Origin of the sequence: Labrys sp. KB_33_2 (assembly GCF_052114505.1) — a bacterium.
GTDB lineage: Bacteria > Pseudomonadota > Alphaproteobacteria > Rhizobiales > Labraceae > Labrys.
On record NZ_JBFREW010000006.1, the window covers coordinates 287,005 to 302,259 of the forward strand.

General features: G+C 60.2%; 12 protein-coding genes, 1 tRNA gene and 1 pseudogene. 11 read left to right on the forward strand and 3 right to left on the reverse strand.

The features are described from left to right. The first annotated feature begins 267 nt into the window (after positions 1 to 267). Entirely contained in the window at positions 268 to 396 is a 129-nt protein-coding gene (locus tag AB4037_RS13660) for a YgdI/YgdR family lipoprotein (protein WP_245197435.1), read from the forward strand. Between the two features lie 858 nt (positions 397 to 1,254). Here the strand turns inward: AB4037_RS13660 and AB4037_RS13665 are convergent. Together AB4037_RS13665 and AB4037_RS13670 are read right to left on the reverse strand one after the other, a co-directional pair. Continuing rightward, positions 1,255 to 2,205 (reverse strand): annotated as a pseudogene (locus AB4037_RS13665) (IS630 family transposase). A 303-nt stretch (positions 2,206 to 2,508) separates the two neighbouring features. Beyond that, on the reverse strand, positions 2,509 to 2,877 hold the full coding sequence (locus AB4037_RS13670) for a helix-turn-helix domain-containing protein (protein WP_441771878.1): 369 nt from the start codon (positions 2,875 to 2,877) through the stop codon (positions 2,509 to 2,511). A gap of 702 nt (positions 2,878 to 3,579) precedes the next feature. Between AB4037_RS13670 and AB4037_RS13675 the strand changes: the two genes are divergently transcribed. Beyond that, the gene (locus tag AB4037_RS13675; RefSeq protein ID WP_441771879.1) at positions 3,580 to 4,188 is read left to right on the forward strand and encodes an outer membrane protein; all 609 of its coding nucleotides are present in this window, start codon (positions 3,580 to 3,582) and stop codon (positions 4,186 to 4,188) included. Positions 4,189 to 4,595: 407 nt separating this feature from the next. Here AB4037_RS13675 and AB4037_RS13680 read toward each other — a convergent pair. Continuing rightward, positions 4,596 to 4,686 (reverse strand) — tRNA-Ser (locus AB4037_RS13680). Between the two features lie 355 nt (positions 4,687 to 5,041). Here AB4037_RS13680 and mazG point away from each other — a divergent pair. The 9 genes from mazG to AB4037_RS13725 all read left to right on the forward strand — a co-directional run bounded on the left by mazG (position 5,042) and on the right by AB4037_RS13725 (position 15,250). Next, complete coding sequence (mazG, locus tag AB4037_RS13685; protein ID WP_441771880.1) at positions 5,042 to 5,884, forward strand: nucleoside triphosphate pyrophosphohydrolase; 843 nt, start codon at positions 5,042 to 5,044, stop codon at positions 5,882 to 5,884. Between the two features lie 143 nt (positions 5,885 to 6,027). After that, positions 6,028 to 6,831, forward strand: coding sequence for a DeoR/GlpR family DNA-binding transcription regulator (locus tag AB4037_RS13690; protein ID WP_441771881.1), 804 nt, complete (start codon positions 6,028 to 6,030; stop codon positions 6,829 to 6,831). 511 nt (positions 6,832 to 7,342) lie between these two features. Further along, positions 7,343 to 8,872, forward strand: coding sequence for a glycerol-3-phosphate dehydrogenase (gene glpD, locus AB4037_RS13695; RefSeq protein ID WP_441771882.1), 1,530 nt, complete (start codon positions 7,343 to 7,345; stop codon positions 8,870 to 8,872). 50 nt (positions 8,873 to 8,922) lie between these two features. After that, on the forward strand, positions 8,923 to 10,419 hold the full coding sequence (glpK, locus tag AB4037_RS13700; protein ID WP_434956668.1) for a glycerol kinase GlpK: 1,497 nt from the start codon (positions 8,923 to 8,925) through the stop codon (positions 10,417 to 10,419). 60 nt (positions 10,420 to 10,479) lie between these two features. Beyond that, complete coding sequence (locus AB4037_RS13705) at positions 10,480 to 11,199, forward strand: MIP/aquaporin family protein (protein ID WP_434956669.1); 720 nt, start codon at positions 10,480 to 10,482, stop codon at positions 11,197 to 11,199. Positions 11,200 to 11,355: 156 nt separating this feature from the next. Beyond that, positions 11,356 to 11,853 carry an AAA family ATPase gene (locus tag AB4037_RS13710; RefSeq protein WP_434956670.1) on the forward strand — a complete coding sequence of 166 codons (498 nt, stop codon included), beginning with the start codon at positions 11,356 to 11,358 and terminating at the stop codon, positions 11,851 to 11,853. 175 nt (positions 11,854 to 12,028) lie between these two features. After that, a complete protein-coding gene (locus AB4037_RS13715) occupies positions 12,029 to 13,948 on the forward strand; it encodes a hypothetical protein (protein ID WP_441771883.1) in 1,920 nt (639 codons plus the stop codon). A gap of 337 nt (positions 13,949 to 14,285) precedes the next feature. Continuing rightward, positions 14,286 to 14,534: a YMGG-like glycine zipper-containing protein gene (locus tag AB4037_RS13720; protein ID WP_105862915.1), complete on the forward strand. Its 249-nt coding sequence runs from the start codon at positions 14,286 to 14,288 to the stop codon at positions 14,532 to 14,534. A 197-nt stretch (positions 14,535 to 14,731) separates the two neighbouring features. After that, complete coding sequence (locus AB4037_RS13725) at positions 14,732 to 15,250, forward strand: hypothetical protein (protein WP_441771884.1); 519 nt, start codon at positions 14,732 to 14,734, stop codon at positions 15,248 to 15,250. The last annotated feature ends 5 nt before the right edge of the window (positions 15,251 to 15,255 follow it).

Consider the following 15,255-nt stretch of genomic DNA (forward strand, 5'->3'; position numbering starts at 1 on the left):
AGTTCCGTGCGTCACAAACCTTCCTGGCTAGAGAATTGCGGCAAGAGCGTCGCGATGGCAGTCGAGCGGCCACCACTACTCAGGGTAGCACCCTAGCACCAGCCTTCAATCGATACATGACAAGAGGTCAAAAAAACGGCAAGAACCGGGATTGCCAGCATGAAACGTTTACGGTTTCGCAGCATTATGCGATGAAAACAAAAGTGCCCTCGGTAATGGTTCGGTGTTAGACCTACATCGCTGCTGTCCGAAAAAATGGAAGCGACAATGACAATTCTCAAGATCCTCACCGCCGTTTTCGTCCTGGCTGGCTTGGCAGCCTGCGCCAGTGACTACGGCCAGGCCGACCGCCGTCCGGCTTACGTCGTCGGCCCGGATACGCCGTTCCCGCGCTGAGCCCGGCACACTGCTCGTGAGCGTTTAGCCCAACACCCGAGCGCCCGAGGTGGCATTTGCGCGGTGTAGCAGGGCATGAGCAGCCTCCATCAGGTTTTAGCCTGCACGAACACCCTGCCATCCGGTGGGGTTTTCTTTTGTCCAGACGTCCACGGGCGCCGATTCGCTACCCTGCTGCCGACTGGCCCGCATTACGGCATCCGTCTCCCGCCCCGCGGATGCACTGGGATGAATTGCCTATTTAAAAGAAATACGGGGAAAGAGAGCGCACTCTCCTTCCCCAAAAAAGTTCTGTTTTCCGTTAAGCTTTCGCGAGATAAGTCTGCGCCTGGACACTAGCCTTGCTATCGTCGCCTGGCAGAAATAACACCCGTAAACTCTTGAACGGCATTGTTAGCATAACGATGCTACATGGAAAATCTAACCTGTCCATAGCCCAAACTCCCTTTAGGAAGTGAGGGTCGAATTATATCGATTTACGCCAGGGCGGGCGCATCATAATACCATAATGCAAATACACCTCTCACGATCAGGCGACGACGATCGGGTGAACAGGGGGCATCACGCCCCCACGATACCGATCGGCCCAAGACAAAGTCAGGGCATGTCGAGCAGATATCTGAATGAAGGGGGGGTGGCGGAGACGCAGCGCCTAAAAATTCTTCTATCGATTTGTTTGTATCGATATATTTTTTATCATTAAACCGCTTCCCTACTTTCTTCCCCACTGAAAACTCGGGTTTTAGGGACGATATGGACTCCAAATTTGTGTGGATTCCCCCTGCCCGCGAATCGGCGACGATGGCAGCCACGCCCGGAATCGAACCGGGATCGGCAGCTTATACCAACCTGCGCTGATCAGAACCCATAGGCCCATTTGCGACGTCCGATGGTCATGATGTGCCAAGGCTGGTCGATGAGCTTGTTCCAGGCCTGGCAGCAATGGTCGACGATATTGTCGTGGGATGTGAAGACGCGGTTGGAGAGCCAGTTTTCGCGCATGAACTGCCAGATGTTCTCGACCCCTCGGGCGACAGCGAAGCGCCTTCGCTTCGCGAAAGCCGGGTTCAGCTCGGGACATTTGGCAGGCAGCGAGATGATGCTGATGTTGCCGGGCATCCCAAGCTTGTTGGTTGTGTGCCAGCCAGCCTGATCCACCAGCACGACCGCGTGAGCGCCGGGCGCGACAGCCAACGATACTTCGGCCAGATGCAGCGACATGGTTTGGGTATTGCAGAAGGGCAGGACCAGGCCGGTGCCCTTGCCCAGTTCAGGGCAGATCGCGCCGAAGATGTAGGCCGATTTGGTCCTCTGATCCTTCGGCGCCGACGGCCGGGTTCCGCGCCGCGCCCAGCGCCGGGTGATCTTGTTCTTCTGACCGACACGCGCTTCGTCCTGATCCGGAGGACGCGCAGCGAAACCATATCTCTACGGGCGCGCCCTTCGGGAGGGTTGCCCTGACCTTTGCCAACTCGGCGGCGAAGCTTCGCCATGGATCGCTGGGATCGGGCCACTTTCCACAATCTCGACCAGCGCCTGGCGCTGGGCATCGTTGAGCCGGGATCGAGGGCCGGAGGCCTTGCCATCCAGGAGGCCGCCCGGGCCATGGTCATTGGACCGAACCACCCAGTCACGCACGATCTGCAAGCCCACGCCGCCGATCCGTGCTGCCGCGCTCCGGCTCCCGCCGTCGTAAATCGCGGCCAAGGCCAGCAGGCGCCGTGCTTGGTTCGCACTTCTCGACGTCCGTGCCAATCGCCGCAACGCCGCTCCGTCATAATCCGCTCGCAAGCCGATCACCAAGCCCATGGTCACCCCCTCCATTCAAGGGCCCATAGATTCAGACTTTCGACTGCTTGGGAATCCCCAACGTGAGTCAGTGGTCACGCAGGCTGGTATAAGTGAAGCTGGCGCAGTTGAAGAAAATGAAACCAGAGACCAAATAGCAAAACAGATGCAGAAGAGCCCCAAAATCCATGCGATAGAGACTATCGCCAGAACAGATCTTTGAATTTGGCTCCCAATATTTTCTCTATAATTAAATATTATCGATGTATTTGCTAAATAACTTTCATATTTTTTCCAAAATAAACATACACATAGAAGTCTATTTTAATATTTACGTCGATCGTATTTGAATTGATCGACGCTTACATTAAGTATTTCGGACAACTTAAGGTATATTGAAAGGGGCAGACCTGTGTCACCGTCTTCAATTCGGGAAATATCGGCGACAGAGACACCCGCCAAACTGGCTAGCTTCTCACGCGAGAGCCCCATATCCTCTCTCATGGACAAAAGAGATCTTTCGGCCGCGTCTTGTGAGCGGGCTCTGGCCGGCGGGGACTTGCTGTCCGACAACTGTTGCCGCTTCAGCGATCTTTGCGTATCTGCTCTCATTCTATAGTAAAGGTCTGATGTTACCGTAAGGGCGCTCTTCGGTGGGCCGCCATCAGTTCCCTTGCCTTTTGATTTTTTCATTCAGAAATCCTCATCAAAGAGGATCCGATAACTGTTCGATAAGATGAATGTTCCCGAAAATGTACAAACGCGACACGACATCACGTGGATACATTGAGGCGATGACACTTTGTGCGCATCGCGAGCGTCACCTAAAGGGAGCAACCGTCCCGGCCGGCGTAACCGGGGACTCCGAGCGGCCAGCCCGCGCCCGGCCGATGTTTGACGTATCTTGAAGGTATGTCGTGCCGTTGCGCTCTACCTAGTGCTGAGTTGGCATCTGGGGAATTTCCCCAGATGCGCGAAGGGAGGACGCCGTCTTGTGATCAACCCCGCTCGCCGTTTCTTAATAGGAGGAAAAAACTGGCCCCATCAGGGCTCTTCGCCTTTGTTATTCCAACTATGCCCACGAACACGGCAAAACATACTATAAATATTGTATTTTTCTCTACGACATAGGAATTTTCAAATATTAATACACATAATTTTTTCGAAATGTTGCCAATTGGCAACAGATTTTACCTCCTCTTAAAGTTATTGATGGGGAGTACTCTCTTGGATTGTAGCCATGCGCAAGCTTCTCTTCGTCGCTTCTGCTCTGGTGTGCCTCTCGGTTCCGGCTATGGCTGCGGATCTCGCGCCAGCAGCCATTGAGCCAACTTCACCGGTAGCGGCGCCCTTCAGTTGGACAGGCTTTTATGCTGGCGTGAACGCGGGTATGCCATGACCAAGTCTGAAGAAGGGTGGCGGCACACCAGCGGAGGCGATGACCCTGACGCTATTGCGCTACGGCAGTCGCTCACCAACCACTCTTACGACCTTGACGGTTTCCTTGGCGGCGCTCAGATCGGCTACAATTGGCAGCAAGGGCATTTCGTAGTCGGTGCAGAAGCTGATGCCGACTTCTACCAGAAATCATTCTCCAAAACCCGCAGCCTTCTCCCCAATTTCCCTAGCAATTCGGTTACCCAGACTGGAAAAGCGACGGGATTACATACCGCCCGCGTTCGCCTTGGTTATGCATTTGATCAGACACTCATCTATGCCACCGGCGGTTGGGCGGGAACACAGTTGGATTTTCGTGACTCGTCAGTTTATCCGGGTAGTTTCCAGGGTGTGTCAAAATCGGAATTCAAATCCGGTTGGACCATTGGGGCCGGCGTCGAGCAAGCAATTAACGATCACTGGTCAGTGAAGCTTGAATACCTCTATGCCGACTTTGGAAGCACAAAATCATCTTCGTGCAACAACTTCGCTACCGATCTTTGCTATTCGCATAAGCACGACGTCACAACGAATGTCGTACGCCTCGGCGTCAACTACAAATTCTGATCGCCTTAGCTAAGTGCTCCTGTCGGCGCAGTCACCGTCAGGGCCGCTGCTCGACCCGATCGGGCGGCTGGGCCGCTCCACACCTGAATTTCTATGTTCAGCCCCAGCGCAGCAAACGCCGCATCGATCTGATCAAGCTTTGACGCATGATCAAGCAGGAATAGGCGGTCCACGGACCCCCGCTGCCAGCCAAGCCGGCGCGCCAGCTCCGCGCGGGTGATGCCGGCCGCACGAAGAGCCGTGTAAAGCTGCATTTTCAGCTGTGTCCCCAGGTAGGGTCGAACCATGACGCTCCGGGGCTCCACACGATCGGCTGGCGGGATATCTTCGCCGTCAGCGATGCGCGACGCTATGGCCTCTTCGATTGCATCCCTTGCGTGGCAATATGGATGTCATGGGAAGGGGGGTGGCGGAGACGCAGGGATTCGAACCCTGGATACCCTTGTGGGGTATGCTCATTTAGCAAACGAGTGCCTTCAGCCTCTCGGCCACGTCTCCAATGCCCTCCGGATAGACAATCCCGTTCCGGCAATCAAGGTAAAATCGCAACGAGCCCCAAGCTTTGTGACGGGTACTGTCATCTGCGCGATCTCTTCGGTCTCAGTCGCAGCCGATCGGAGCGTGAAAATCACCGATCTGACACGCAAAAGCCCGCGCAAGCCCGGCAGAGATGTCGAGAAAGACACAAGCGCGGCGAAACGAGGCACCGGCACGACGAGCATTCCGTTCGAATCCCGTTTGCTTTAGAGGACAGTGCGCTCTAGCAAAACGCTCTTTGTTTCGATGCGCCTTTGCGGTTCCAGGTGATTCCGTCCAATCGCAAGGCGCTTTCGGAAGCCATGGGAGGACCTGGATGAACAGCACCGCCAAATCGAGCACTGCCGTTGCTCCCAGTCGGGACATCGAGCGCCTGCTCGATATCATGGCCGCCTTACGCACTCCCGGCACCGGCTGCCCCTGGGATCTTGAACAGGATTTTGACAGCATCGCCCCCTATACGATCGAAGAAGCCTATGAGGTCGCTGATGCGATCCAGCGCGGCGACATGGCTGATCTCACTGACGAGCTTGGCGATCTCCTGCTGCAGGTGGTGTTTCACGCCCAGATGGCACGCGAGGAAGGTCTTTTCGATTTCGGCAATGTCGTCGAGGCGATCACCACCAAGCTGATCCGTCGCCATCCGCATGTCTTCGGCGAGGCCCGGAACCTGCCGCCGGCGGAGGTGAAGAAACTATGGGCGGAGATCAAGGCGCAGGAAAAGGCCGAACGCGCGCACCGCCATCCGCCGGTTGGCCCGACGAGTGCCCTCGAAGGCGTTCCCGCCGCCATGCCGGCCCTGACGCGGGCGGTCAAGCTGCAGGAGAAGGCGGGCAAGGTCGGATTCGACTGGAACGACATTCGCATGGTGCTCGCCAAAGTGCGCGAAGAGGCTGACGAGATCGAGGCCGCCCTCGACGAGGGAGCCGGCAAAGACGCGTTGGCGGCTGAAATCGGCGATCTGCTTTTTGCTGTCGCCAATATTGCCCGCCATGCCCATGTCGACGCAGAAGGTACGCTGCGCGGCGCCAATGCTAAATTCGAGAAGCGCTTTCATTTCATCGAGGCTCGCCTGAGCGAGAAGGGCACGGCTCCGGCCCAGTCGAGCCTGGAAGAAATGGACGGATTGTGGAACGAGGCCAAACGAGCGGGCCTATAAGCCCCGCTCCTTCTGCCGAGAAGCGTGCCGCCCCACCGAGGCAGGCCTGCATAGCCGGCGCCCGCATGGCCTCACTGGCCGCAAACGGCATTCCATGCGACAAACCAGGCTCACCTGCATTCCTCGTCTTCGCGTGATCCGCCATGTCGTCCAGCCCGCCGCCCGCCGATGTATCCGCAGCTCTCAGCGTTGAGGAACGACGCGAAGCCATCGTCAATCTGGTGCGTCAGCACGGCTTCGTCGGCGTCGAAATGCTGGCGGGCCGGTTCAATGTCACCGTTCAGACGATCCGGCGCGATCTCAACGATTTGAGTGACGAGGGGCGGCTGGCGCGCTATCGCGGCGGCGGCGGCCTCCCCTCCAGCGTCGCCAATATCGACTACAGTGCCCGCCAGATCATGAACCAGGCGGAGAAGGAGCAGATCGCCAAGCTGGTGGCGCGCCACGTACCCGATCATGTCTCCATCTTCATGAATATCGGCACCACCACCGAGGCGGTGGCCGCGGCGCTGATCCATCACCAGGATCTGCGGGTGATCACCAACAATCTCAACGTGGCGACGATTCTCTCGCGGCACACCGATTTCGAGATCACCATCACTGGCGGCTCGGTGCGCAACCGCGACGGCGGCGTGCTCGGCCCGGCCTGCGTGGACATGATCAGTCAATTTCGTGTCGATATCGGCATCATCGGCATCAGTGGCATCGATACCGACGGCACGTTGCTCGATTTCGACTATGACGAGATCCGCGCCGCCCAGACCATCCTGCACAATGCGCGCAAGACCTATCTCGTCACCGACCACACCAAGTTCCAGCGCAGACCACTCCTGCGCATGGCGTCGATCACCGAAGTCAGCGCCGTCTTCGTCGACAAGGCGCCGCCTCGGGCGCTCACCGAATTGCTGGCGACCAGCGGCACGGAGCTTCATATCGCCAGCGCCTAACCGGCATCGCTGCGTTGGGCCGTCCTCGAAGAGGGCCGGCTTGATTTGTGACACAGTTTGTCATGAAAAAAACAGCTCGCGGCTCCTTTCGAATTGGAGCATTGCGAAAATAACAGTCACGCGACGATTCAAATTTTAACACCCATTGATTGTGATTTAAAATTCGAAGGAACATTCGAGTCCCTATTATTTTACCTAAACTATCCACGATGCGACGTGTGCGGGCCAAATCCGCAGCCTAAACCAAGAAATCTCTCATATGCTGTCGGTATCTTATTATTGACGCCTCAAAGAGGTTTCACTTTTGGAACAGTTTATCATTTTCGTTTTCCGGGAAACGAAAGGTAAAATTTTCTATTGCGAAAATACCAAACCGCGCCAACATGCCTCCCGAATATGACGCCCTCGCCGATGAGGGGCGAAATGCAGGGAGACGGAACGCAATGGTTCAAGCCATCTCGCCACGCCCGATCGACATCCTGACTGCCGTCACGATCCGCGGTGTCGCCCGATGAGCGAGCAGGCATCCTCCAACGACATCTTCGACGTCTTCGTCATCGGTGGGGGCGTCAATGGCTGCGGCATTGCCCGCGACGCCGTCGGGCGGGGTTATTCAGTCTATCTGGCCGAGATGAACGATCTGGCCAGCGGCACGTCCTCCAAGGCTACCAAGCTGATTCATGGCGGCTTGCGCTATCTCGAATATTACGAGTTCCGCCTGGTGCGGGAGGCTCTCACCGAACGCGAGATCGTCTGGCACAACGCCCCACACCTCGTCCACCCGCTGCGTTTCGTGCTGCCCTATTTCAAAGGCCTGCGCCCGGCCTGGATGCTGCGGATCGGCCTTTTCCTCTACGACTATATCGGCGGCCGTAAGAAGCTGCCACCCACCCGGACGCTGGACCTTCGGCGCGACGAGGCCGGCAAGTCGTTGAAGCCGATCTTCTCCAAGGCCTTCGAATATTCCGACTGCTGGGTGAATGACGCCCGTTTCGTGGCCCTCAATGCCCGCGATGCCGCCGACCGCGGCGCCGTCGTCCGCACTCGCTGCAAGGTCGTCGCTGCGCGTCGCGACAGCGGCCTATGGCGCCTCCGGCTGCTGGATCAGACCAATGGTGCGGAGAACGAGGTCACCGCCCGCCTTGTCGTCAATGCGGCTGGTCCCTGGGTCGACAAGGTGCTGGCGGACGTGGTCGCGCACAAGGAGCCGAACCAGGTGCGCCTGGTCCAGGGCAGCCATATCATCGTACCCAAGCTCTTCGACCACGACCGCTGCTACATCTTCCAGAACCCCGATGGCCGTATCATCTTCGCCATTCCCTATGAGGACGAGTTCACCCTGATCGGCACCACCGACCAGGATTACAAGGACGACCCGGCCAAGGTCGCGATCACGCCCAGCGAGACGGACTATCTGTGCAAGGCGGCGAGCGAGTATTTCGCCAAGGAAATCACGCCTGCCGATATCGTCTGGACCTATTCGGGCGTGCGCCCCCTCTATGACGATCACGCCACGGCCGCCCAGGCAGCCACCCGCGACTATGTGATCAAGGAGGAGTTGATCGACGGCGCGCCGCTGATCAATATCTTCGGCGGCAAGATCACCACCTATCGCCGCCTGTCGGAATCGATCCTCGAACATATCGAGAAAACGCTTGGCGCCAGGGGCAAGCCCTGGACCGCGGACGCGCCCCTGCCAGGCGGCGACATGCCCAACGCGGATCTCGACGCCTTCATCCGCTCGCTGATGGCGCGCAAGCCCTTCCTGTCCCCTGCCCTCGCCCGGCGTCTTGCCAAGGCATACGGCACGCGCGTCCTCAAATTCCTGGAAGGCGCCAACAGCATGGCCGATCTCGGCCGCGATTTCGGCAAGGGCCTTACGGCCGCCGAGATCGACTATCTCGCCGACCAGGAATGGGCCGTGACTGCCGAGGACATTCTCTGGCGCCGTTCCAAGCTCGGCCTGCATCTGCCGCCCGAGGTGGCCGGTGACATCTCCGCCTATCTCGCCGCCAGGCAGAAGGCGCCCGTTCCCCACTGAACTCGTTCTGAGACCAAACCGGACTGCAAGAACATATCGAGGAGGAAAGCATGACCAAATATGTCGGGTCCATCGATCAAGGCACGACCAGTACTCGCTTCATCATCTTCGACCGTCGCGGCGAGATCATCTCCGTCGACCAGAAGGAACATGAGCAGATCTATCCCAAGCCCGGCTGGGTCGAGCATGATCCGGCAGAGATCTGGCGCAACACCCAGAGCGTGATTGCCGGAGCCCTGAAAAAGAAGGGACTGACCACGGCCAACCTCACATCGGTAGGTATCACCAACCAGCGCGAGACGGCGGTCCTGTGGAATCGCAAGACCGGCGCGGCGGTGCACAACGCCCTGGTCTGGATGGACACCCGCACCGATAAGCTCGTGGGCAAATTCGCCAAGGATGGCGGCCAGGATCGCCTGCGCGCCAAGACCGGCCTGCCGCTGGCAACCTATTTCTCAGGCCTGAAGCTGCGCTGGCTGCTGGACAACGTGCCCGGCGCCCAGAAGGCGGCAGAAGCGGGCGACCTCCTCTTCGGCAACCTCGACACCTGGCTGGTGTGGAACCTCACCGGCGGCACCAAGGGTGGCTTGCACCTGACCGACGTCACCAATGCCTCGCGTACCCAGATGATGAACCTGGAGACACTGGACTGGGATGCCGATATTCTCAACCTGTTCGACATCCCGCGGGCCTGCCTGCCGCAGATCCGCTCCTCCAGCGAAGTCTACGGCAAATGCACCGGCGTGCTGGCCGACATCCCGGTGGCAGGCATCCTCGGTGACCAGCAAGCCGCCCTGTTCGGCCAGGCCTGCCTGCAGCCGGGCGAGGCGAAGAACACCTATGGCACCGGCTGCTTCATGCTGATGAACACCGGCGACAAGCCCTTCCACTCGACGGCCGGCCTGCTGACCACGCTTGGCTACAAGCTCGGCGACAACAAGCCCGTCTATGCCCTGGAAGGCTCGATCGCCATCGCCGGCGCTCTGGTGCAGTGGCTGCGCGACAACCTCAACCTGGTGAAAACCGCACCAGAGATCGAGTCTCTCGCCAATACCGTGAAGGACAATGGCGACGTCTATTTCGTGCCGGCCTTCTCCGGCCTCTACGCGCCGCACTGGAAGGAGAGCGCCCGCGGCGTGATCGCCGGCCTCACACGTTTTGCCAATAAGGGCCATATCGCGCGCGCCGCACTGGAGGCGACCGCCTATCAGACCCGCGAAGTGCTCGACGCCATGACCAAGGATTCGGGCGTTCAGATCAAGGAGCTGCGGACCGATGGCGGCATGGTCGTCAATGAACTCCTGATGCAGTTCCAGTCCGACATCCTCAATGTTCCGGTGGTGCGTCCCAAGGTCATCGAGACGACTGCATTGGGTTCGGCCTACGCGGCCGGCCTGGCGACGGGCTATTGGAACTCCACCAAGGACATCTCGGAAAACTGGGGCGTCGACAAGCGCTGGCATCCGATGATGAAGGAAGAGCAGCGCAGCAAGCTCTTCAGCGCCTGGAACAAGGCCGTCAGCCGCTCGCTCGACTGGGTCGACTGATCAACACCGGCAAAAGGGCCGCACCGGGGGGTGTCGCCCCATAACAAGAGGAAACATACCATGGCAGTTGGGTTTATCGGCGAGCTCATGGGCACCGCTACGCTCGTCCTGTTCGGTGACGGCGTGGTCGCCAATGTGCTGCTGGCCAAGAACAAGGGCCAGAACTCCGGCTGGATCGTCATCACCGCCGGCTGGGCCTTCGCCGTGCTCTGCGGCGTGCTCGTCGCCGTTGCGGCCGGTGCCCCGGGCCACCTCAATCCGGCGGTGACCCTCGCTTTCGCCACAGCGACCGGCGATTGGAGCAATGTCGTCCCGTTCATCGCGGCCCAGTTCATCGGCGCCTTCATCGGTGCGATCCTGGTCTGGCTCGCCCATCTGCTGCATTGGGGCGAAACCGAAGACCAGGGTCTCAAGCTCGCCGTCTTCTGCACCGGTCCCGCCATCCGTAACTATGGCGCCAATCTGGTGACGGAAATCATCGGCGGCTTCGCCCTGCTGTTCGTGGTCGCGGCCATCGGCTCCAAGGCCGTGGCGACGCCGGGTTATCTCGCCCCCTTCATCGTCGGCATGGTGGTTTGGGGCATCGGCGTCTCGCTTGGCGGTCCCACCGGCTATGCCATCAATCCGGCCCGCGACCTCGGTCCGCGCATCGCCCACGCCGTGTTGCCGATCCCCGGCAAGGGCGGCTCGGACTGGGGCTATTCCTGGGTGCCTGTCGTCGGCCCGGTGATCGGCGGCATCGTCGCCCTCATGCTCGCCAAGGCGACCGGCATGATGTAACGGGCGCGCCTGCAAGAGGCCAAGCGTCTTACTCGTGAAAATGGCCGGTTCATCCGGCCATTTTTATTACCGCCGTTGCAGCGGCGTTACGGGCGTGACAGCTTCGCGAGCAGTCATGGGGGTGGCCTTTCAGGTCCCTTTCGGAGCAAGGCGGCGATGAAACGCATCCTGATCACGGGCATGTCCGGAACCGGCAAGACTTCGGTGATCCGCGAATTGCTGGCCCGAGGCAACGAGGCCCATGACCTCGACACGCCGGAATGGTCTCATTGGGTCCCTGCCGCCCCGGGAGACGATCTGATACCCGGCCAGGGAGAGGACTGGGTCTGGCAACTCGACAAGGTCGCGGCCCTGCTATCACGGTCGACGCCCGGGCCCCTGTTCGTCAGCGGCTGCGCCGAGAACATGGTTGCGCTCCTTCCCAAGATCGACGCCACCATCCTGCTTTCGGTTCCCCTCGCAACCATCCTGGCGCGGCTCGCGGCCCGCACCGGTGGCGGTTACGGCCATACCGAAGCAGAACGTCGCAAGGTCGCCGAACTGGTCGCGGCGGTCGAACCGCTGCTACGCCAGTCCGCCGATTTCGAGATCGACACCCGCCAGCCGGTCCAAGCGACCGTCGACGCGATATTTCGGTTCATGCGGGCCGACTGACCCCGGCGCGCCTCCTGCCATAACGGCGCCATCACGCCCCTCCCCCTAATCTGGCGAACCGATCGCATGCGAGGGGGCTGCCATGCCATATGAAGGTACTGTCGGGCTTGGGCGATCGCGCCTGCGGCATATCGGGCACGGAGCCGGCCTTTGCGCCGCCGCCCTGGGGTTTGCCTTGAGCACAGCCCCAGCCGAGGCCGCGCCCGTCATCACCTGGGAAGTGGCCAACCGCTTCCCGCTGTTCCGCAACGAAGACCATTTCCGCGCTCTTGCCGGCATCTATGCAGGCCTCCCCCTGGCCGATCGGCAGAACCAACCCGTGATGGCGCTGGAGGTCGAGCTCGAAAAACGCGCCGATGCCAGGCAACTCGGCAAAGCCTTTGGCGATCCCGCAACGATCTGGCGTTTCGGCTGGGCCTCCGCCCTTGTCCGCAGTACTTGTTTCAGCGAAACCAATCGCGGGCACTGGGCCTGCAAGCTGACCAATGGCGAGGATTATGTCGGCGCCCGCAAGGCCGACATCCTCGCCAGCGTCACGGAGGCCCCTGCCGGCCGTGAGTGCCAATGGTTGGTCAATGGCGCCGTGGCGGCGACGGCGGCTTGCGGCACCGTACAGGTTCGCCTTGCCGGCATTCCCATCGATGCTTCCTTCACCCTGAGCGTCAAGGCCGATGGCGCGATGCTGGGCGAAGCGGCCGAGCAGATCATCCGGCCGATCACCGTCCTCGGCATGGGCGATTCCTTCGCCTCTGGCGAAGGCAATCCGGACAAGGCTGCGGTGCTCGGTACCGACGTCAACAATTTCCAGGAATCTTCCCACCTGCCGGGTGAATCGGGATGGCGCGGCCGCCTGCGGCTTTATCCCCTCCGCGACAAACACAATTTCGACAAGAGCTTCGGGATCGGCGCCCTATGGATCAATCAGCAGTGCCATCGCTCGCTCTATTCGCACCAACTCAAGGCCGCCCTGGCGATCGCGCTCGAAGCGCCGCATGTCAGTGTGACCTATCTGGGCTATGGTTGCACCGGGGCGGAGGTCTTCGAGGGGCTTCTCGGCTATTGGACAGCCCGCGACGACGTTCCCAAGGATCGGCGGGGTAAGGTGGGTCAGTACGATGCCTCACCACAGTTGATGCGCGCCTTGCGTGACCTCTGTCCCATGCCCCTGAAGGGCTTCAACCGCTTCTCGTCGTCACCGCGCTTTTCCTGGGAGAGCGATCTCAAACGCTGCGCCGCCTTCAAGCGCAAACCCGACATCCTGCTGCTCAGCATCGGCGGAAACGATATCGGCTTTTCACGGGTCATCGCCGGTGAAGCCCTGGTTGCGAGCAGTAACTTCCTCTCGCTCCGCCGGGCGGCCGAAAAACTATGGATCAAGGGGGTCGATCCAATCACCTTCCAGGACGCCACCGCCATGGAGAGTTCGCTGGCCGAGCGGTATCGCATCCTGGGCCAGGCCATTGAACGGCTCCTGGGCCTGAATGCGTCCCAGGTCATTCAAACCGGCTATCCTCAGATGCTGCACACGGGCACCGGCACCTGCCCACATGCCCCGAACGGCGAAGCCGGAACGGCTGGAATGGACCTTCACGAGATCTTCCGGATCAGCAAACCGACCACTGGACAGGAGTCCGTCACCTTCGTCGATGGTCTGAATGCCAAGATCCGCGATCTCGGTAGCGACATAGGCTGGCAGGTGGTGACCGGCTTCGCCGCGGAGTTCAAGGGCCACGCTTTGTGTCAGCCGGGCATGGCGGACGGCAGCAATGCCCCGGACGGGCTACGTTTTCCGGTCAGCAATCCCACGGGGCAACGCTGGATCCCGTTTTCGCCGTCGGCCTGGCAAGCCTACCGGCCGCGCCAACGCTGGTTTGTCACGCCAAACGATGCCTTCCTCACCGCCAACACCATGCGCACGCTGGCCGGCAGTGGCGGCGATCCTCATATGAACGGTCGAGCTCAGCCGGTCCTGGCCGCCACTCTCAGCGGCTCATTCCATCCCAATGCCCTCGGCCAGGCGGCCATGGGGGACGGGGTATTGAAAGCGCTACGCCAGAAGCTGGCCTTGCCCGACCCCAGCGCTCCGGCACCCTAGCGACCACTTTTGTCGCGCGCCGGGCCCCCGCCAATCCCCGCCATGCAGCCTCATCTCGACAGGACTGCAACCTGGCAAAGGCTCCAATATTAACCATGTTGCACGAATGCAAACTGCCCGATTCCTTCCGCCAAGAACCAGAAAAACTATCCTCTTTGTTCCTGATTAACGCCATTTCAGCTAGTAAAGCGTCTCAAATCAACGCCGGAACCCGTTGCCATTAATACATTGGGCTGAATCTTGTCTAACGGAGCCTTGCTTCTGTCCGATTCGAGACCAACAGTTAATATTCAGTAAATGAGCTATTCATCGTAGCGTAGCGTAAGGATGCTCAAGGATGAAGAGACTTCCGGGTTTGATCCTGATCACCGGTCTTGCCGTCAGCACGGCTTCCTGCAGTTCCAGCCCGGCTGGGCGGGCCTTCAATGGGGCCCTGATCGGTGGCACCAGCGGGGCCATCGTCGGCAGCCTGGTCGCTCGTCAGCCGACCACCGGTGCGTTGGTCGGCGGCGCCATCGGGGCAACCACAGGCGCCGTCGTCGGTCTCGTCACGACGCCCGAGCCGGCGAGGACTAGTTGGTTCTGAAGCCAGCGCTCCAAGCTCGCCCTGGAGCGTTTTGCGATTTGACGGCGCGCTTTGCTCTGGGAAGCAGAGTCCGTGGCGCCAGCCGGACAGCCAGAGGCAACGCGGACTGGTACCAGTTCCGCCCCTCCAATTGACGTTCGCGCCCGCCGAGCGCCATAGTCCGGCTGTCGTTTTACGGCATGTGCGGAGTGCCCTCGATGTCGAGACCGGTCATGGGCCTGGCGGGGACCGTCATTCTGACGATCTGCACGGCGCTGCCGGCATTCTCGTCGGAACAGACGCCGTGGCCACCTCGCGATCCCGGGCAGCCCGATGCGAGCGTGGCCATCACGAGCGCCTGGGCCGCCGTGCTGCGAGACATTCACGACTTCGCCGGCCTGCAGAAGGCGGCCGGCGCCGGCGGCAAGCTTCTTTCCGTCGATGCCGATCTGGAAACGCCCAGAGCGATCTATAGCTGGCAGGGATTGCATGGCCGCGGGCGGATGAGGGTTTTTCTCTATCGCACCGGGGATTTTGGCGTAGCGATCACGCCCGCGGACGGAGCGGGCGAAATCACCATGAACAATGCGGGGGCCTTCGTTTGCCCGACCTGCTCGCCCCCGGTCGATGCCTGCGGCCGGCGACCGTCATGGGTATCGCACAGTGTGCATTGGGATGGCTCGGACTGCCATTGCACCATCACCGGCCCGCAGACACTTCGGCCCGGCCCGTGTTGAAGGCA